The organism is Chitinophaga sp. (assembly GCF_039596135.1).
Lineage (GTDB): Bacteria > Bacteroidota > Bacteroidia > Chitinophagales > Chitinophagaceae > Chitinophaga.
The window spans coordinates 133770-154098 of the sequence record NZ_JBCNKH010000010.1 but is presented as its reverse complement, the minus strand read 5'-3'; the positions used below and the strand labels follow the sequence as shown (position 1 = coordinate 154098).

At 45.9% G+C, this 20329-nt stretch carries 17 protein-coding genes; 4 read left to right on the top strand and 13 right to left on the bottom strand.

Going from position 1 to position 20329, the window contains the following annotated elements; translation table 11 throughout:
* Positions 1–205: 205 nt before the first annotated feature.
* The 11 genes from ABDW16_RS09830 to ABDW16_RS09780 form a co-directional block, all read right to left on the bottom strand.
* On the bottom strand, positions 206–1672 hold the full coding sequence (locus ABDW16_RS09830) for an aspartate aminotransferase family protein (RefSeq protein WP_343669386.1): 1467 nt from the start codon (positions 1670–1672) through the stop codon (positions 206–208).
* A gap of 7 nt (positions 1673–1679) precedes the next feature.
* On the bottom strand, positions 1680–2783 hold the full coding sequence (locus ABDW16_RS09825; RefSeq protein WP_343669385.1) for a taurine catabolism dioxygenase TauD: 1104 nt from the start codon (positions 2781–2783) through the stop codon (positions 1680–1682).
* Entirely contained in the window at positions 2752–3714 is a 963-nt protein-coding gene (locus ABDW16_RS09820) for a sterol desaturase family protein (protein WP_343669384.1), read from the bottom strand. Before ABDW16_RS09820 ends, ABDW16_RS09825 begins: the two co-directional genes overlap by 32 nt.
* Entirely contained in the window at positions 3711–4265 is a 555-nt protein-coding gene (locus tag ABDW16_RS09815; RefSeq protein WP_343669382.1) for a nitroreductase, read from the bottom strand. Before ABDW16_RS09815 ends, ABDW16_RS09820 begins: the two co-directional genes overlap by 4 nt.
* A complete protein-coding gene (locus tag ABDW16_RS09810) occupies positions 4262–6073 on the bottom strand; it encodes an IucA/IucC family siderophore biosynthesis protein (RefSeq protein WP_343669380.1) in 1812 nt (603 codons plus the stop codon). The genes ABDW16_RS09815 and ABDW16_RS09810 overlap by 4 nt, the downstream gene beginning before the upstream one ends.
* A complete protein-coding gene (locus ABDW16_RS09805) occupies positions 6070–7239 on the bottom strand; it encodes an MFS transporter (RefSeq protein ID WP_343669379.1) in 1170 nt (389 codons plus the stop codon). Before ABDW16_RS09805 ends, ABDW16_RS09810 begins: the two co-directional genes overlap by 4 nt.
* 2 nt (positions 7240–7241) lie before the next feature.
* A complete protein-coding gene (locus ABDW16_RS09800) occupies positions 7242–8537 on the bottom strand; it encodes a SidA/IucD/PvdA family monooxygenase (RefSeq protein WP_343669378.1) in 1296 nt (431 codons plus the stop codon).
* Between the two features lie 189 nt (positions 8538–8726).
* Positions 8727–9362, bottom strand: coding sequence for a response regulator transcription factor (locus tag ABDW16_RS09795; RefSeq protein WP_343669376.1), 636 nt, complete (start codon positions 9360–9362; stop codon positions 8727–8729).
* Positions 9363–9491: 129 nt separating this feature from the next.
* Complete coding sequence (locus ABDW16_RS09790; RefSeq protein ID WP_343669375.1) at positions 9492–10679, bottom strand: PepSY-associated TM helix domain-containing protein; 1188 nt, start codon at positions 10677–10679, stop codon at positions 9492–9494.
* A 64-nt stretch (positions 10680–10743) separates the two neighbouring features.
* Positions 10744–13140: a TonB-dependent receptor gene (locus ABDW16_RS09785; protein ID WP_343669373.1), complete on the bottom strand. Its 2397-nt coding sequence runs from the start codon at positions 13138–13140 to the stop codon at positions 10744–10746.
* 181 nt (positions 13141–13321) lie between these two features.
* Positions 13322–14305 carry a hypothetical protein gene (locus ABDW16_RS09780; protein WP_343669372.1) on the bottom strand — a complete coding sequence of 328 codons (984 nt, stop codon included), beginning with the start codon at positions 14303–14305 and terminating at the stop codon, positions 13322–13324.
* A gap of 110 nt (positions 14306–14415) precedes the next feature.
* Between ABDW16_RS09780 and mnmD the strand changes: the two genes are divergently transcribed.
* A complete protein-coding gene (gene mnmD / locus ABDW16_RS09775; protein ID WP_343669370.1) occupies positions 14416–15033 on the top strand; it encodes a tRNA (5-methylaminomethyl-2-thiouridine)(34)-methyltransferase MnmD in 618 nt (205 codons plus the stop codon).
* Here mnmD and ABDW16_RS09770 read toward each other — a convergent pair.
* Both ABDW16_RS09770 and ABDW16_RS09765 read right to left on the bottom strand, forming a co-directional pair.
* Entirely contained in the window at positions 15020–15604 is a 585-nt protein-coding gene (locus ABDW16_RS09770) for a DUF1543 domain-containing protein (protein ID WP_343669368.1), read from the bottom strand. The genes mnmD and ABDW16_RS09770 overlap by 14 nt on opposite strands.
* Positions 15592–16896, bottom strand: coding sequence for a cobyrinate a,c-diamide synthase (locus ABDW16_RS09765; RefSeq protein ID WP_343669366.1), 1305 nt, complete (start codon positions 16894–16896; stop codon positions 15592–15594). The genes ABDW16_RS09770 and ABDW16_RS09765 overlap by 13 nt, the downstream gene beginning before the upstream one ends.
* Before the next feature lie 47 nt (positions 16897–16943).
* On the opposite strand from ABDW16_RS09765, the gene ABDW16_RS09760 reads away from it, so the two are divergent.
* Genes ABDW16_RS09760 through cbiB form a run of 3 tightly spaced genes read left to right on the top strand, consistent with a single transcriptional unit; the run spans position 16944 to position 20328 of the window.
* Positions 16944–18410 (top strand): cobyric acid synthase, encoded by a 1467-nt coding sequence (locus tag ABDW16_RS09760; protein WP_343669365.1) that lies wholly within the window; start codon positions 16944–16946, stop codon positions 18408–18410.
* Positions 18407–19423 (top strand): aminotransferase class I/II-fold pyridoxal phosphate-dependent enzyme, encoded by a 1017-nt coding sequence (locus ABDW16_RS09755; RefSeq protein ID WP_343669364.1) that lies wholly within the window; start codon positions 18407–18409, stop codon positions 19421–19423. Before ABDW16_RS09760 ends, ABDW16_RS09755 begins: the two co-directional genes overlap by 4 nt.
* Positions 19420–20328, top strand: coding sequence for an adenosylcobinamide-phosphate synthase CbiB (gene cbiB / locus ABDW16_RS09750; protein WP_343669363.1), 909 nt, complete (start codon positions 19420–19422; stop codon positions 20326–20328). Before ABDW16_RS09755 ends, cbiB begins: the two co-directional genes overlap by 4 nt.
* Position 20329: the final 1 nt, after the last annotated feature.

Here is a 20329-nt window from a genome sequence, read left to right as displayed (position 1 = left end):
ATACACCTACCAACAGACCATCACTATTTGACACTCTTCCCCAACCACAAAATACACCTACCAACAGACCATCACTGTTTAGCCTACTTCCACCTCCAAAAAATTCCGGACCAAAAGGAAAAAGTGATAACGATAAGCAGGAAACCATTTAAACGCATATAAAGGGGCCATCCTTTAAAATCCAGACAGCCCCCTATTGACAATATCAAACAGCTCTGATTGCATTTAATATCTCTTTTATATCCTCAATGGTCGTCAAAGGATTTAATATCGTAAACTTCAGATAAAACCGCCCGTCTACTTTTGTACTTGCTACCAATACCTCACCGGAAAAAAACAACTTTTCCTTTATTCTTCTATTCAATTCACAAGGCGAAACGGTCAATGAAGCAGGATAATACCTGAACACCAACACCCCTAAATCGCTATGACTTAATAACTGAAAATCTTCCTGGCTTTCTATATAACATGCCGCCTCTTCTGCCGTTTCAATAATCGTATCTGTATACGCCCCCAACTGCTGCCTGCCCATAAGGCGTAATGTAAACCACAGTTTCAATGCATCAAACCTTCTCGTACTCTGCGTCACCGACTTATTAATCTGTGCCGGCAGCGCATCATAATCCTGCTCCTTTGGATTCAGGTAATCCGCATGGTGCTTAATGATGTTCAGGTGCAACTTATTCTTCACGATAAAAGCACTTGAGCTAATCGGCTGGAAAAAAGACTTATGATAATCTATAGTCACCGAATCTGCCAGCTCAATTCCATCCAGCAAATACCGGTACTTATCCGTTAACAGCAACCCACATCCATAAGCGGCATCTACATGATACCACAACTGGTTCCGCTTCGCCACGCCGGCTATGCCATTGAGTGGATCCACATTCCCAAAATCGGTGGTACCAGCTGTAGCTATTACTGCTATTGGAATATTCCCCAACTGGCGTTCTTTTTGAATAGCCGCCTCCAATGCGCCCACATCCATCCTGAACCGTTCATCAGTCGATACTTTTATCACCGCCTGCTCCCCCAACCCCATCAGCGACGCATTCTTCTGATTACTAAAATGGGCCTTCTCTGACACGAAAATCCTAAATCGGCTTGCCTCCACAGGATGTCCATCCAGTTTTATATTATGGTTCAGAAAGTTCAACGCATAGTAATCCCTTGCCAGCAACAACCCCATCATATTACTCTGCGAACCTCCTGCCGTAAACACGCCGGCGCACTGCTCATCATACCCAATCTGCGCGCCCGTCCAGTCTATCAGCTTTCTCTCCATAAACGTTCCACCCGCACTCTGATCGTACGTATCCTGGCTACTATTGATCGCACTGATAATCACTTCTGCCGCCAGCGCCGGTATCACCACCGGGCAATTCAGGTGTGCAATGTACTTTGGCAAATGAAACGCCGTTGCATGCTGTATATACAACCGATCTACTTCCTCAAACAAACTCTCATAATCAGGAAGCGGGGTATCAAAATCCACTTCCCTGAACTGCGCCAGCAAAGCCGCCGGCTTTATCCCGCTAAATGGTTTCTTATTATTTTCAAGAAAAGCTGTCACCCGCTCTGCAGCAGCCGTGATAGCAGCATTGTATTCTGCCGCAGCACCTTCGTAAAAAATATCCTTTACAGGTGCAGCAACCAACGTTGGTTGATTCATAATTGATTTATTTAAATAGACTGCCGTAATGTTCTTCCATAATTAAATAAGGGTCGTCTGCATGCGTCACGCCCCTGATGCCAATGAGACTGGTCTTGCTCATCATACGCAACATCATTCGCCGCTCACATTTCACCATCCGATCATTCTCCTTCCGGAACCCTGCCACAAAAGCATTCCTGCCATGTGCACACAAATGATTGTTCACAAATATGAGATCACCGGACTCCGGTATAAAATCATTGTAAATGAGCTGGCGCGCCTCTTCCCAGAAATGTTTTAAATGAGCCATTGCCTCCGGGGTTTGTCCGGCCGCTTCATTATATATTTGCTCCGCCGCATCAAAGCGGATAAAAGGGTGCTCCCTGTTGCCATATAATACGGGGGTGGTGACTTCTTCCCCCCTGGCTGCATCTGCATCATAGTTGGCATCCTTCGGACACTTATAAATCGGTTCGAACAATGCATCACTTAATTCGCCATGCGAACGAATGCTATACAATGAACTCGGCACCTGCTCCTCATTTCTCAAAAAGAGAAAACTGAGAAAATCCGCCGCATTAAACAGGAAAGCATCTTCCGTATGCACAAACAAATCCGTTCTTGATCCCGACCCCGTCTGCGTAAAATTCATTTTCTCATCAGGAATAATCGCATGCAGTAACCCGCCGCCCCTGCGCTGTGCATAGTACTGCACCGGTTTGGAAGGCACCGCCCCGTGCAACAAAGCACAAATAAAACCATAACGATTGATCTTCGTATTATCCAACTGCTTATAAGAAGGTGGCGTAGGACCCAGCTGGTCCTGGTCTACATTCACCAGTCCTCTCAATACAATCGCACCATACTGCGAAGCAGAGAAATCTGTTCCAAAACTGCTGAGGATACGGGAAATCCTTTCCGGCAATAACTGAAACGCATGCAAATGCAACTCTGCAATGAATGCGGGGTTTTCATAACCTCCAAATGCCAGTGCCAGCATATCGCCCAGTTTTGTAATGGCCGCGCGTTCACGTGGAGTGATATCTATGATGAGTGGGGCCATTGGCGGATAGGTGCGTGTTACGGAGAGCAACACATCATGCATTATGTTCGCTGTATTGGGTTCCATATTGTTTCGTTTTAGAGAGTGATTTTTCCTTCCAGGCTTCATCCCTGTATGCAGCAGCCATCTTGCCGCCGTCTATATGATTCCATCCCGGAGGTTTGAGCACATAGCGTATCTTATCAATCAGGCGGGGTGCGGATCTGATATCTGTCCAGAGATCCCGCCAGAGTAGTAATTGTACCTGCCAGAGGCTTTTGGGATTGATCTGTTCACTCAGTATGCCATACACTGGTTTTATATCATCCAGTTCTGTCTGGAATGTGCCAAACAATTTATCCCAGATAGAAAAAGTTTCACCATAGTTCCTGTCCAGGTAGATGTAATTCTTTGCATGGTGTACCCGGTGTACGGATGGTGTGATGAACAGGAATTCCAGGAACCGCTGTTTGCCAACATAGCGGTCAAAGTGATCATTCACATGTTCATACAAGCCATAGAGCCTGGCTATGGATTCACAGATAAATATCATGAATGGATCAAAACCTAAGATGGGTAGCCAGATAATTGTGAGCGGAATATGCAGGAATCCCAGGAATGAGCCCCGTACAGCTACCGTCAGTTTCATTTCTTCGGCGGTGTGATGTACACCATGTATACACCAGAAGAAGCGCACCTGGTGCCCCAGCAGGTGTACCAGCCAGAACATGAAATCGTACACCAGGTAGGTGAGGATCCATATGTACCAGGCATCGCTCAGTGTGGTGATGCGGTACTGGTACAACCACATCATAGTACCGAAGATCACAACTTTGCCTAAGAAGAAATAAGGAATGCTATCCAATACATACGAAAAGACATTCACCCAGCCTTCCCTGTTGCTTTCCATTTTTTTACTGATGACTAGTAACAGCCATTCTACGATTACAAGGCCAAGGACCACATAGCCGAATACGCCCTGTAGTTTTCCGAGTAAGATGGGGAGATATGTATTCATGTTAACCAGGTCACTTTTTTCTCAATTCCTGTCCGCCGTTTACTGGAAGTATATTCTGCCATATTATAATAACCCATGTAAAAAAAGCCGAGGCATCTTTCATTCGGTGCCAGTTCAAACCGCGCCGCATATTCAATACAGGCGGCACAGCTATCCCAGTATCCGCCTATGTCATAGGCTGTACAGGTGAGCGCCATATTCTGTACAGCACAGGCTACTGCTGCCAGTTCTTCCCATTCTGTTATCTCAACTTTCGTACTTCTCCGCATGATGATGACGACCACACAACCTGCTCTTGCCGGATAATGTAATAGCCGTTCATACTGCGTTTTATAATACTCCGCGAGGTACACGCCAAATTGTGTCAGCTGCTCGCCCTGCAAAACGATAAAGCGCCAGGGCTGGGTCATTTTATAATTAGGTGCCCAAATAGCATTCGTCAATACTTCTTCTATCACCGGTTTAGGAACAGGCTTATCTATATAGTAGTCAGCAAAAATGCTCCTGCGATTCCGGATCAGGTCCGTAATCATTTCCACTTTCGTCATCATACATGCTGTAAGGATGCATTAGCTTTTTTGTAAACTGCTATCGGGTTCTTTAACATACCGGCCAACTGCAAACTACCAGCCGGATCGGCCAGGTCTACCATTTGCTTGTTATTTCTCAATTGCAGTCGGTTCAGACAAGAGAGGATGAACTCTTCTGCAAACAGGTCATATTGTTCGAACTTTTCCGCATGTTCGGGATGTTCTTCCTGGTAAGCGTGAATGGTGGATGCTACCAGCTGCCAGAACTTATCTTCTGCATAGTCACAATGTTCTACCAGGATCTGTGCTACAAAACGGAAAAAACAATCAAATACATCTGTGAGTATACTCAAGGCTCTTAATTCTTCCGGCACCGTTACACAAATCCTTCTCCCCTTTTCAGGAATCTCTTCTTTGTAACTAAATACCCCGATCTCTTCCGTAATGTCTTTCATGATCGCTTTCACAGGTGCATGGTTCTCCAATACAAGTATCAGGTTCTCTCCATGCGGCATGAACACGAGATCATGCTCATAAAAACAATGCAACAAAGGCGTGAGATAACTCTGCAAATACTTTCGTAACCAGTCTGTTGTACTGATACCGGCTGCTTTGATCAATTCATGCAATAATGAATTGCCATTGAAATCGATGTGCAGTAAACCGGCCATTGTCATCAGGCGCTGGCCCGGTTGCAATACAGTGGCAGGGCTTTCCCGCCACAGGGCAGCGAGCATTTTATTGTAAGGCGATGTCTTTCCAAATGGTTCGTAGTAGAAGTTGCGGTAACCTACGGTCGCAACTTCACATAGCAGGGTAAATCCTAATTTTTGTATATAAGGATCGCCTGCAATTGCTGACTTGATCCACGCTGTAATCGGTGGTGTACTATCCATATAATAAGGGGTCAACCCTCTTACGAATCCCATATTGAGTACGCCGATGGCAGTCTTGGTATAATGTTTATCCGGATGGCTAAGGTTATAAAAAGTACGAATGGATTGCTGTGCGCTGAAATCGTCCGGGCCTTCGCCAAGGCAAACCAGCAGATTACTGGCAATGTCAGGTGCAAAAATGATGGCCAGTTTATTGTACCACTGCCACGGGTGTACGGGAATAAAGAAGTAATCAGCAGGATCTACGCCTTTCTCTTTCAGAACTTTATTAAAAGAGGCCAGCGTCCGCTCTCCCAGTTCCTTTTCCATCAATAACTGGTAAGGTAGGTCATCTACCGCGGCATATGCCGCCCGGCTTTTATGGCCAGCTAACCAGATTAAACGGATGCGTGTATCTGCCTCCGGTGCATATGCCCTGTAGTCTTCCGCGTCAAATCCTATACGGCCATTGTTGGCCACAAAACAGGGATGGCCACTGGTCATGGCGTGCTCCAGCGTCTGGTAACCGGCATTCACTAATTCCCCTGCACTCAGCGTATGATTGGCCATCATATAGGTACTGCCATACAAGGTGCTGGTGATCTCTTCGAGATAACTGGGCAGCTGCTCTGTTGAAATATTTAACAGGTCTTTGAATTCCAATATAAAGTGCAGGCTATCTAAAGGTGCCTGTTCATCACCTTTGAATTTCTTCAGCGAATCTTTGTCGATATACCAGTGCTGCAGCCTTAAGATCCGGGCACGGAAACTATAAACTATTTCCTCTGGGGAAGTCAGCGTATAATGTCCCCATTCATTTTCTTCATATTGCAAAACGGGTGTGAGCAACAGCTCATGGGCAAACTCACTGATGATCTTACATACGTGCAATTGGTTGGCACGTGCCCATAATGCCGGTTGTAAATTGGAAACTACTTGTGCGGCTTGTTTCATACTATCAATTTTGACGTTTTGGAAGGCTGTGTTCTAATTACATAATAATATAGGACGGTTACAATGGCGAAACCTGCAAAAGCTACCATAAAGGGCATGCGCAGGCTAAACTGATCTACCAATACCCCGGCCATGGTGCTGGCTATCAATACACCCATATTCTGAAAGAAATGGATTTTACTATATTCAATGGCATATGCTACCGGGTCGCTCACATGAAAAAGCAGGGCATCGAAGCGAACAGCAGCCTGGAAGAATGACCAGCCGTAAATACACCGACCGATAAATACCGCGCCGGCCATGGGATATCGCTGCAATAACAAACCTGCCAGGCCAAATAACAGTGCGGAGATAATACCCTGGTATACATTGCGCGCACCCTGTTGTTTCTTGTTTATATACAGGCCAATCATCGCGACCACGGCGGGGATAGCATATACAGCGCCTGACAACATTTTACTGTTGCTATTGGTCAGGCTTTCCCAGTATTTTACAAAAAAGGGCCGGATGATGAAATCACTGAAGTACAAAATCAGGGTGATAATACCCAGTTTCAACACCATACCTTGTGGCCAGATACTGGTTTTGACCTTTGGTGGCGTTGCGGCTGGAGGTACCTCACCGGAGGTTTGGAGCAGGTAGAAACTCATACCTGCCTGTATAAAATCGCCGGCTGCCATGCCCATAAAGATCCATGCCGGCGACAACCAGTCGATCAGCATACCGCCAAATACAGCACCGAGTACACTGCCGCAATGAATGATTACTGCAAGTAACCCGATGATATGGGTATGCTCCTCTTTTTTCGTAATGCGCAGGATAAAAGGATATACCAGCAGGTAGCTTCCTTTAAAGACAATAATCGATAAGGAAACAATCCAGAAGTGTACATAGCTGGTGATAAAAAAACAACTGGCTGCCAGGGTGCCGGCTATCAGTTGGGTATAAACGAGAATACGCAGTTCTGATTTCCCTTTTGAGATCCATGCCCACATCGGGAAGGCGACCATAACGGTTGCGCATACTGTGCTGAAATAAAAGCCAACGGCCTTCGGATCACTAATCCCAAACTGGGATTTAAAGAAATGAGGGTAAAACGGATGCAATAGATAATCACTCACCACCGCCACCAGCGTCATGATGATCAGGAAATTTCTCACCTTCATACTTAAATCAGTTCCGGAATATGCTGTAAAATTTGTTCATCGTCGGTAACCATGAATTGCTGGAAGGCAATTCTTTTCTCTATTGCATAGTAGTCCATACCTGTCATTTCGCGGATCAGGATGGCATTGCGATAGCAGCCCATACCCAGGTCTGGCGTAGATAAGCCATGGGTGTGCAGCTCGGCATTTTGTACGAAGATGTTTTTACCAATGCTGTAATTACGGCTTACATCGAATCGGCCTTTTTCATCGAAAGCGATTCTGTCTTTAATGTTATTCAAGAAAGCGGGCATACTGTAATGATAACCAGTAGCTAGTATCAGTCCTTCGGTATGGTGCCTGTAATGTTTTTCTACTTCTTCCTGGTAAAAGTCCAGCGTGAAGCCATCATCATATACGACCTTCTTCAATGCGGAATTTGTGCGCAGTGATACGGTGATATCGTGTTGGAGTCTTTTTGTATACAGCAGGTCGAAGATATTGCCAATGAGATCGTTATTAATTCCTTTGTACAAATGTCGTTGATTCCGGCTCAGCAGGTCTCTCTTTTCCATGGGCAGGGCATGGAAGTAATCGACGTATTCGGGGGAGGTCATTTCCAGCGTGAGCTTGCTGTATTCAAGCGGAAAGAACCTGGGAGAACGGGTAATCCAGTGCAGTTGGTACCCATAGGTATCGATGTCTCCTAACAGGTCATAATAAATTTCAGCAGCACTCTGGCCACTGCCCACGATAGTGATGCTACGCTTACTTTGAAGTGTAGTTTTATTTTCGAGGTAGTTGGATGAGTGAATGGCGTTTCCCAAATGCTCCCTGCACATGGCAGGTACATATGGCACGGTACCGGTACCTAACACTAATCTTTTCGCGTTGATCTTTCCGTTATTGGTAAACAGGGTATAGTATTCCCGGTCATCATCCCAGGTAATATCCTCCACGCATGTATTCCAATGCAGATTGGACAGCTTCTTCACCGCCCACTGGCAGTACTTGTTATACTCGTGGCGCAATATTTTGAAATTCTCCCTGATGTAAAAAGAATAGATGCGACCTTCTTCCTTCAGGTAGTTCAGAAAGCTGAACGGGCTGGTAGGATCTGCCATGGTAACAAGGTCCGCCATGAAGGGAACTTGTAATGTCGTGTCCTGTAGCAGCATACCAGGATGCCAGTTGAAACCTTCGCGCTGATCCAGAAAAATGCCATTCAGTGTCTTAATGGGTTGTGTCATGGCCGCGAGGCTGATATTGAAGGGACCTGCACCGATTGCCGCAAAGTCGTAAACCTTTTCAGTATTCATAAAATAGTTTTTGTTGATGGTAGTAAATCCTGGGTTAAGCGCAGTTTTTCAGTGATGTAAAACTAGGTATACCATAATAGAATGGCAATCGCCTGGGTGGGGTAAAAAGAGGGTATGCGCGGATGGTAAGCGGATACCCTATATAGGGTATGTGATTGCACAAAAAAAGCTTTTACCTGGGGCAAAAGCTTATACTAAATTATTTTCGATGGCGAAGCTCGCGAGTCCGACCGCCGAATGTACATTTAGTTTCTTCATAATATTCTTTCTGTGTGTATGCACCGTATGGGGACTCAGGTTCATTGCAGCTGCAATTTCTTTATTTGCTTTTCCGGAGGCAATGTGTTGAATAATAGCAGTTTCCTTTCCGGTTAGTATGGTAGTAGTATAGGAAGCATTACGTCTATCATCCAGCAGCAGATCTACAATAAATGGTGCATATTTTTTGCGCCCCTGTAAGGCGCCGGTAATGGCTTCCTGCAATTCCTGCTTTCCACATTCTTTAGTGAGGTAGCAGTATACATTCAGTTCCAGTGAGCGGAGTATGTCCGCTTTCGTCTGCTGGCTGGAAATAATGATTACTTTGCACGAGGGAATCAGGGTGGGCACAGCACTTACTACTTCGGGACTGAAGAATGCCGGGTTATAATCGAGGATCAATATATCAGGATCGTATGACTGTAACACATGTCTGAACTCGTCTGTGTTTCCTGCTTCCTGTATTACATAAGGGTTTTCCTGATTAGTGAGCAGACTTCTGATCCCTTCTCTATACACAGGCTGTGCATCCGCCAGTAGGATACGGATTGTGTCTGTCTTGTTCATTATTCTTGTTACGTTAAATAATGACCTGTTTGAACCGATAAAGATATGACGGGAAAATAGTTCGTATACAGCAGCGCCGCCCCTTAATCGTAAGGGAATAAGTTAACAAATATCATCATAGTAAGTAGTTTATACAGGTACGCTGACTACTGGTTTACGGAGTACCTGTTTTTTATTTTTAGTCGTCTTTTTGTTTTTTCTGCCCCACCAGATGTACACTCCGGTCACAGGCAGGGAAGCAGCGATAAGGGAGGCAAAGAATGCCAGCATTTTCCCGGGCAGACCTAATATGCTACCCACATGCAAATCATAGTTAAATGACAATACCTTTTCTCCGTTGTTCCGGGTACTGAAGGTACTTCTTCTCAGTTGTTGACCACTATGCTGGTCATAAAAGGTGGTGGTACTGGTAAAATAGGGTCGGCGGGCGTTCCTGGCATATACGGAAACGGCTGCTTTATTGTTTTTAGGAATAGACACGAACAGGGTTGTGGCAGTAGGGTCCTGCTGTAAGGCATTATGCAGTATCTTATCCATGGAAAATGGGCGCAGGTCTAGTGTGTCTGAGGTCAGGGCAGGCAGCTCAGGGGCAGATTTACCACCGTTGGCCGTCCATTGTACGGCTTTATTGAACCATTCAAAACTCCATACCAGGCCGGTCAGACTGATCACCAGTAAGATGAACATGGCATAGAACCCGGCTATGTTGTGCAGGTCGTAGTTTTTGCGCTTCCACTTTGTATCTTTTTTCCATTTGAACCATACCCGCTGTTTCATGGCACTTTTGTTTTTAGGCCACCAGAGGATGAGACCTGAGATCAGCATCACTACGAAAATTACCACACACCAGTTGACAATTTTATTACCTACCACAGGTCCCATTAACAGGTTGATATGCAGGTTAAGCACTATATTAAAGAATTCATATTTCGTATTTTCAACTTTTACGACTGCTCCTGTATATGGGTTCATGTATACTTTGTAATAATAGGTCAGGTAGCTGTTGTAAAAGGTCTTTTCTTCATTCACCTTCACCGCGCGAAAGTAGACCGTCCGGTCCGGCGCAGTCGGCACTTCGGCTACCTGCAGTGGCTTATCGGCACCGATGGCCTTTTGTGCATTGGCCTGTAAAGTGGCGAGTGATAAACGCACGGCATCGGGTGGTACGGTCACATACATGCGGTCATGATAGACCGCGGGTTTTAGTTCTTCAATAAAAGCATACAAACAACCGGTGATGCCCAGTATTAAAACAACAAGCCCGGAACAAAGCCCGAGCCATAAATGTAATTTGCCAGTGATCTGCTTAAAGGTCATGAGTTTGCTTTTAATAAAGGACTAAAGTGTGCAGTTGCACACTTTAGTCATCTTTTAATGGTACTTAGAAACGATAGCTAGTAGATACGCGTAAATTTCTTCCGGCTTCGGCCTGCCAGTAGTAAATATGGTTGCCGTTGTTGTCGTAAGAAGGTGCACCTGTATACAGGTATTTATTCAGGATGTTATTTACATTCACATTAAAGCTGAATTTGTTTACACTATAGCCAACACCACCATCCAATCTGAAGTAATCAGGCAGGAAGTTCTCTGACTTATCATACACCTGACCAGCAATACGGTCTATCTGCCACTGGTAACCAGCAAAGATGCGCAGACCGTTCAACACACCCACAGGCACACGGTAAGTGACCCAACTGTTCTGGATATGCTTTGCGGTACCGGAGATATAGTTACCTACCAGGTTAGCATAAGAATCTTTGGTTACCTGGCCATCGGTGTAAGCATAGTTAGCTACTACACTCAGACCACGCGCCAGCTCACCTTTTACATCCACTTCCACACCTTTGATTTTCTGCTGGCCGTTGGTACGGCTGTAGATGAAGCCTGCAGTAGGTGATTCATGTTCCAGGTCAGTAGCCAGTACATTGTTCTTCACGATCTGGTAGATCGCAACGTTTGTGCTGAAACGGCCACCGAACCAATCCTTCTTCACGCCCAGTTCCAGGTTGGAGCCTGTGAGTGGTTTGAAGGTTTTACCTTCCCAGTCCGTACCCCCATTCTGCATAAACACTTCATCGTATACGAAGTAGGCACTCAGGCTGCTGTTTACAGAATAGCTCAGACCTACACGCGGCGTGAATTTACTTTCATTCTTCGTGGTAGCGTAAGGGGTATTATAGATATTAGTGGTATAACGACCGGCGATAGTCAGGCGCAGGGTATTGTTCAGGAAACCCAGTTCATCCTGCAGGTATTCGGTGGTATAACCATAATCATATTCCACACCTCTTACACGCATGTTTTTAGAACGGTCCCAGGTAGGCTGGGTTACATTGCCATAAGTAGGTTTGTAAATGTTGAAGGTAGTATCGCCCAGTGACTGAGATTGGTTCCAGTCAGCCCAATACTGACTACGTTTCATATCCAGGCCACCCAGTACGGTGTGAGTAACAGGGCCGGTTTTGAATTTACCATTTACAAAGAACTGGCCGGTACGGTTAATGGCCAATGCATCCCAGATACCGATATTCCTTTGCAGCAGGCTATCATTGAAAGAAGAGAAGTAAGAAGGCCACATGCTCTGACCTCTCTGGTCATATTGCAGGTAAGCCACCTGTGCGGTGAATTTCCAGTTGTCGTTGAAATTGTGCTCGAAAGTACCGGTCAGGCTCTGGTCGGTGATTTTGGTAGGATCCAGTTTCGGATCAGCAGTGGTGAAGTGAATCGGCAAATCGGCATATCCTTTTCTTGAGAAGGCGTAATTGCTGCCGATTACCTGTTCCTGCACGAACTGGCGGTTATATTCCAACGTTACAGATGTTCTGTCATCTACCAGGTATTTCAATACCGGCGCAATAGAGTAACGGTTATTAAATTCATAATCACGGTAAGAATCACGCTGTGTGCCCATTACATTCAGGCGGTACAGCAGCCGGCCATTTTTGGAGAGTTTGCCATCCAGGTCCAGTGTACCACGGTAGGTATTAAAGCTACCTACAGTCAGGGCAATTTCATTATTATTACTCAAACCGGTAGGCTTCTTGGTTACTACGTTATAGAAACCGGAAGGTTCCCCGCTGGAGAGCATAAAGCCTGCAGGGCCTTTTACGATCTCGATACGGTCTACCATGCTCATATCTTCAGTAAGCGGGCTCCAGGGGCTGCTTACTACGTTCATACCGTTTCTAAAAGCAGAGAGCTGGGAACCACGTGCCTGGATTTTGGTATAAATATCCCAGTGACCTATACGCATGGCACCGGAAATGTTCCTGGACACGTCTTCCTGCATATCAAAGATCTGCTGATCCTGGAGTACTTCGTGTGTAAGCACTTCGATACTTTGCGGTACATCTTTGATAGGGGTGGCTATGCGAAGGGAGGTGGATGGTGCATCTACCTTGTATTTATTCCTGTCAGCAACAATTACCACCTCTTTCATTTGTTGATTGGTAGCACTGAGCTGGATAGATACATGGGCTACCTTATCCTCTTCCACGGTTACTGTCTGCTCTACGGTTTCATATCCGATCAGGGAAACCTGGAGGGTATATGTACCTGGTTTTATCTTTTTGAAAACGAATTCACCATTTTGATCTGTTACAATCCCCCTGCCGGTTCCTTTGACCTGTACGGTTACGTAAGGGGCTGGCTGGCCATCGGCGGTAATAACTTTCCCCCTGATAGCGGAGAGGAATTCGTCTGCTTTGGCGGTGTAACTAAGTAGTAGTGAACAAAGCAGCGTTATGGTAAAAGTGTAACGGTTGAAAAATTGGTTCATAATGGGCCTGTTTATATGTCTTTGGTTTTTGGCCCGCAAAACTAAGCATCCCAAAGTGGGAGGATTTACGCAAAAAGGAAAAGTTTTGATCGTAGTGGGAATAATATTTAGACGTTATAACGTACAAAACGCACCTACCGGGAGGCAGATGCGTTTTGTTGTTGCTTTTTTCATCTTAGGTTCAATAGTAAATATCTACCACACCATTCGGTGTACCATTCGTTACCACACTCGCATGCTGTCCGCAATCCGTTACAGCATTTGCCACCGTCCAGGACAATGCCGCCTGGGAGCCACCCTGCAACTGGATCTGGATATTACTGAAGGTTGTCTTCGTAGTATTCGGATAATCAGTGCATACTACAGGATAATACACTTCCAGTGACTCCGCAGCCCAATAGAGCTTCTGGATATTGCTCACTGAGAGATTGATAGATGAATAGCCGGAGAAGGCGGAAGTGTAGCTATAAGTACTGCCACTGCTGCCTGTGAGGGTCATGATACCGGTGAGACTCGTACCTGCGCTGACCCTGACGAGGTTACTGAAGATAGCTGTTCCATTGGAACCATCTACATACCAGTTGGCAATAGCCCAGTAGTTACCACCACCTGCGGCAGAAGGGCCCCATTGTAAAACGGGCTGCAGGATGTAGGAACTGTTTTGCAGGCCATTGAACATGAAGATGGTCTGACCATTGGAAGTGGAAGGTGCGGGTGGTACCGTCCATGTGGTAGAGAAATAGGAAATCGGTGTGCTCACCGGGTTACTCCAGTAGGTATAAGCAATCCAACCGGAGCTGAGGGGTTTTACTTTCCGCGCTAAAGGAGCGGCGTTGTTGACATTACCGGGGTAGTCAGGCAATGCACCGGCATCGGCATGGATAGTGCCAAAGTCTTTAGAGACTTTGCCGGTGGCATCGTCAATGGCTCGTAACCGGCCATCCTGTACATCCAGGTGTTGTCCCTGTTCGAGTTTGCTGACTTTGTCTGCAGGGCGCCAACCTCCGGGAGTGAGTACCATACCAGCCTGCGCTGAATTGTCGGTAGCGACGGTAGCAGTTGTAACAGGGGTAGTGTCCGGGGCAGATTTGGTGGTTTCTTTGCCGCATGCAGCAAAGAAAAGAGCGGCGATGAGCATCAGGCCGCCAACATAGGAGTGTTTCATGCGTAATCGGGTTTTCAGGTTATTAAGGGAGTGTTCTTAAAGTTACCTTGTATAGATGCAGAGGGGTAGCAGGGGTGGATTTTTAAGTTGTTTTTAAGTTTCTTTGTACCATGAAAAGGGAATTACAGGTCACGGCAGATGGCTCACATACGATAGCTATCCCGGATATGAATGTAACATATCACAGCACCCACGGAGCTATCCAGGAAAGCATGCATGTATTTATACATGCGGGACTGCAGGCCGTGCAGGCACCTGCTATCCGCATCTTTGAAATGGGATTTGGTACCGGACTGAATGCGTTGTTAACCTTGCAGTACGCTACCACACCTGTATACTACTATGCCGTAGAGCAATTCCCTTTGACAGCGACAGAAGTGGAAGGATTGAATTATGGTAACGCTATGCATCATTACCCCTGGAATGAAGATGTAAAAATTTCCGATCAGTTTACTTTACATAAGGCACACACCTCGTTAATGACAGTAACACCTGCGCAAACTTTTCACCTCATTTACTACGATGCCTTTGCACCTGCAGCACAACCTGAACTATGGACAAAAGCAGTCTTTGAGAAACTATTTTCTTTTTTAGAACCGGGTGGTATACTGGTCACCTATTGCAGCAAGGGAGATGTGCGGAGGGCTATGCTGGCGGCAGGTTTTGCCGTCGAAAAATTAGCCGGCCCTCCGGGAAAAAGAGAGATGCTGCGGGCTATTCGGAAGTAAGCTCTCCTTTCAGTATCCTATCCAGTTTGAAATATCCTAAATTCAATTTATCTGCCACAGCCTCCGGCCCCGCAGGTGTTAATTGCAATGCATATTGCGCCCTGACATCAGCAGGTAGAATATCTTCTATCAGGGCAAAGTCATCGATATCTACTCCGTACTTGTCATCGATATGAGAAGTAGCACCCGGGAATGAAGTATGTTTAAAGAAAGCCGTGGCCTTTGCTTTTTTCAGGGCTTCGTTCTTTTCCTTGCCAGTGGAGAGAAGTTTGTAATGAAACTCTTCCATTTCATTTTCTTTGTATCCACCCAGGTTGATGAAATACAGTTGTGTGCCACCGGCTACTTTCTCAGTACGGGGTATGACCTGTACCTGCATATCATCTACCAGTGTCACTTCTCTAAAACCATCGATGTGAAGATTCCCTTTTGCTTCGGGCCAGAAGGCTTCCAGGGCCGGCAATACCTCCTTCAGGGAAGGGGCAATGCCAAAGAATACATCATGCTGTTCTGTGTGTCTGCCTGCAGGTTTGCATCCTGCAAGGATCATAAAAAGCTTTACTTGTTCCATAATGATAATAGTATTGCGACGTCTTCTCCCCAGTAAAAATGAATGTAGGAAGCGACGACGTTTTGTTGTCTGTAGACGGGTGTCGTCACGGCTTTTCCACGGGCATTCTGCACCTGGCCGATGGTGGTGAGCGGACTATTTTCTTTTGCGTATGAGTAGTGAAATTCGTGTCCTTTCAACACGGCATTGTCGATTTGTACTTTGCGATAACCAAGTGATAAGCGAGCATCTACCATGCTGGTTTCAAGATCCATAAAGCCGCACATTTCATGGCGGTTACCCTGCTGGTCGGTAATAATCTGGCCAAGGTACATCATTCCTCCGCATTCTGCCATCACACGCCCGCCTTGTTCACAATAGTAACGGATGGCGGTGCGCATGGAAAGGTTATCCTGCAAAGCGGAAAGGTATAATTCAGGATAGCCTCCGGCGAGATAGAGCAAATCTGCCTGTGGTAAAACAGTATCATGGAGCGGGCTAAAAAAGATCACCTGTCCCTGCCGTTCCAGCTGCCGGATATTTTCTGCGTAAATAAAGTTGAATGCTTCGTCCCGGGCAATGGCGATTTTTAATTGCTTTGAAGATAAAGAATGATTTATTTCGAATGAAGATGTGCTTTGGGTAGTCAATGCCAGTAACCGATCAATATCTACCCACTTACTGATATGAGCAGCCGCCTGCTCAATGATTGCTTCATAATCATTTTCACCTGACAAAGCCAGTCCCAGATGCCTGGAAGGAATCTTTATCCCTTCATTGACAGGAATATACCCTAATGGTGTAATTCCCACATCTTCGCACGCATCCTTCAGAAACTGGTAATGACTTTCTGTATTGACAAAATTGAAAATAACCCCGGCGATTTTTACCTGCGGATTAAAATTCTTCAACCCAAACAATAATGGCGCCACTGAATACGCCATCGCCTTTGCATTCACCACCAGTATAACAGGTATATCCAGTAGCATTGCAATCGCGGCACTACTCCCCTCCCATTTCACTGCGCCGTCATACAACCCCATTACTCCTTCTGTAACGACTACATCTGCATCACTGCTGTAATGGCAATACAATTCCTTTACATGTGCTTCGCTCATCATGAAAGTATCAAGATTGATGCTTTGCCGGCGGGCGGCGCGGGTATGGTGGGTGGTATCGATATAATCAGGTCCGCATTTGAAAGGCTGTACCTGCAAGCCCCTGTTCTGCAATGCCCGCAGCAATCCCAAAGTGAGTGTAGTCTTGCCTGAATGGCTGGATGGTGCGGCGATTAAAAACTGAGGCTTCTTCATTTGGTCAAAGATAGTACATTTGCAAAATTATCTATACGCCCTACGCTATGCAGCAATTAAAACCCATCATGTTTGTAGGCACCGCTTCAGACGTCGGGAAAAGTTTTATTAATACCGGTTTCTGCCGCATCTTCAAACAGGATGGTTACCAACCAGCTCCCTTTAAGGCGCAGAACATGTCGCTCAACAGCTTCGTCACTCCCGACGGGCTGGAGATAGGCCGTGCACAAGCCGTACAGGCAGAAGCCTGTGGCCTGCCCTGTAGTGCAGATATGAACCCGGTATTACTGAAACCTACGAATGACAAGACCTCGCAGGTGGTACTGATGGGTAAACCTGTTGGGAGTCAGTCCGCCTACGATTACTTCATGGGCAATAACAAGCACGAATTGTTTAATGCGGCCAAAGCAGCCTTTGACAGACTGCAGGCACAATATAACCCCGTGGTGATGGAAGGTGCAGGTAGCATCAGTGAACTGAACCTGAAGCACCGGGATATTACCAATATGCGCATGGCACTACATGCCGGTGCAGATGTATACCTCATTGCAGATATTGATAAAGGCGGCATCTTTGGGAGCGTGTATGGTACCATTGCATTATTGCCGCCTGAAGAAAAGGCATTACTAAAAGGGATCATCGTCAATAAATTCAGGGGAGACGCACGTCTCTTCGAAAGTGGCAAAACCATGCTGAAAGAGCTGTGTGGCGTACCGGTAGTTGGTATCATTCCTTATCGTCCTGATATCTATGTGGAAGAAGAAGACTCTGTGGCGCTGGCCCGCAAACAACAACAGGCGGGCAGTGGCAAAGTCAATATAGTGGTAGTTTTACTGAACCGCTTATCCAACTTTACGGACTTCACCGTACTGGAAAAAGATGAGCGGATTCATTTGTATTATAGTAACAACGCTGCTGAAATTGCACAGGCAGACATCGTGATTATTCCCGGTAGTAAGAACACCATTGCAGACCTGGTAGATATCAAAAACAATGGTGTGGCAACGGCTATTACCCAGGCATTCAAGGCTGGTAAGACCGTGATCGGCATCTGTGGGGGATACCAGATGATGGGGCAGCATGTAGAAGACCCTGCTGGTGTGGAAGGCACTGTTTCTTTTATGCCCGGGCTGGGCCTGCTACCTGTAACAACGGTACTGACGGAAGAAAAGACTACACAGCAATGTTCCTTTCAATATAAAAATACCAGCGCTGTCTGTGAAGGATATGAAATTCATATGGGCATTACTGCCAGCAGCACCCCGTTGAATACAATGGCACATGGTCATGGAGATGGGTATTTATTGAACGACCGCTGTTGGGGCACTTATGTACATGGCATTTTGGATAACCCTGTAGTCGTAGACGACCTGCTTTCGCCCTTCAGCCTGGAAGCAGCGGCCCCCTTCGATTACAATCATTATAAGCAGGAGCAGTACGATAAACTGGCACAACATCTGCGCGAACATATCGATATTGCCTACATTTACAGTCAATTAAAAAGTGAACAATGATATTAGGTCATGGAGATGACAGATACCTGTATTCCCGGGAAATCCTTGCTGACTTTAGTTCTAATGTTTATTACAAAGGACTTTCCATTGGTTTGGTACAACACCTGAGTACGCAACTTTTCAGATTAAAAAATTACCCGGAGGCAAATGCACAGAGTTTGCAGGAAGCACTGGCACAGTGGCATTCCCTCCTGCCATCGCAGGTATTGGCCACAAATGGCGCAACAGAAGCGTTTTACCTGGTAGCGCATGCGTTTCGGAGACAGTCGGCTACAATTGTAATCCCTGCATTTGCAGAGTATGAAGATGCTTGTAGAATTAATGATATAACCGTTTCTTATCTGGAATGGAGTTCGCTAAATGCAGGTTCGAAATTCACAACAGCGCTGGTGTTTTTAGGCAATCCCAATAATCCTACAGGCGCTTTGCTGTCAGTTGAGTTTCTGCGTACGTTAATTGCTAATAATGCGGAGGTAACTTTTGTAATCGATGAAGCCTATGTAGATTTTACCCGTGAAAGAACGTCGTTGGTAAATTCATTGGCAGACTTACCCAATCTAATTATTATTAAATCACTGACGAAAACTTATGCGATACCCGGGTTAAGACTGGGATACTTGTTAAGCAGTGCTTCGATAATAGCAAAAATTACAGCTTCAAAAATGCCATGGTCCGTAAATGCACTGGCAATAGAGGCGGGATTATATATTACAGCCCATAAAGAGCAACTCACATTTGAGGTAGCTGATTTGTTGCAGGATACGGCGAACTTAATGGCAGCATTGAGTATACATGTGAATGTGCTGCCGACAAGTACGAGCTTCTTTTTGTGTGAATTAATACAGGGTACGGCGGCAGACTTAAAAGCCTGGCTGGTAGAAGAACATGGTTTACTGATCAGGGATGCCAGCAATTTTAAAAGTCTGGGTCCAAAACATTTCAGGGTGGCAACACAGACGCCGGATAAAAATGCTTTATTGATTAAAGGCATCAATGCATGGATGGAAAGATGATTTGGATCCCTTTGCTGGTAGGGTATGTGCTGGATCTGCTATTGGGCGATCCACGGTGGCTGCCCCATCCCGTACGATTGTTTGGCAATATGATCGCCTTTGGTGAAAAAAAGCTGAATAAGGGCGGGTATCGTCTTTTGAAAGGAGCTTTTATGACCGTGGTATTATGCCTGGGGGTATTTGCTTTCTTTTATTACATGCAGGAAATATTGCCGGTTTGGGCCAGGTATATTTTCAACAGTATCTTCGTTTTTTACGGATTGGCCAATAAGAGCCTTTTACAGGAAGGCACAGCCGTTTATGAGGCATTACACCATGGGCTGGAAGCGGGCAGAAAACGCCTTTCCTGGATCGTAGGACGGGATACTTCCAGGCTGGAAGAGAACCAGGTAAGGATAGCGGTATTGGAGACCCTGTCAGAGAACCTCAGTGACGGGGTGATTGCACCATTGCTTTTTTATGCAGTGGCCGGAGTACCGGCTATGATGTTGTACAAGATGATCAATACACTGGACTCAATGATTGGTTACAAAAGTGAGCGGTACTTATATTTTGGCCGCTTCGCAGCCAGGCTGGATGATGTGGCGAATTATATACCGGCGAGAGTAACGGCATTTTTGATGGTATTGGTCACCCTGAGTAAGCGCGGATGGCAGTATATTTTCAAATTCGGGCACCGGCATGCGAGTCCCAACTCAGGTTACCCGGAGGCTGCGCTGGCGGGGATTATGAATTGCCGGTTTGGCGGACCAAATGTGTATCATGGGGTGCTGGTAGAGAAGCCGTATATTGGGGAGCACCAGAGAGAGATTGATCATTCCGAATTACGAAAAGTGATGTTTCTAAATCACGCAGTAACTTTTGTGGTCGTGGTGATCGTATTATTTATTTTTATTCCATTGTAAA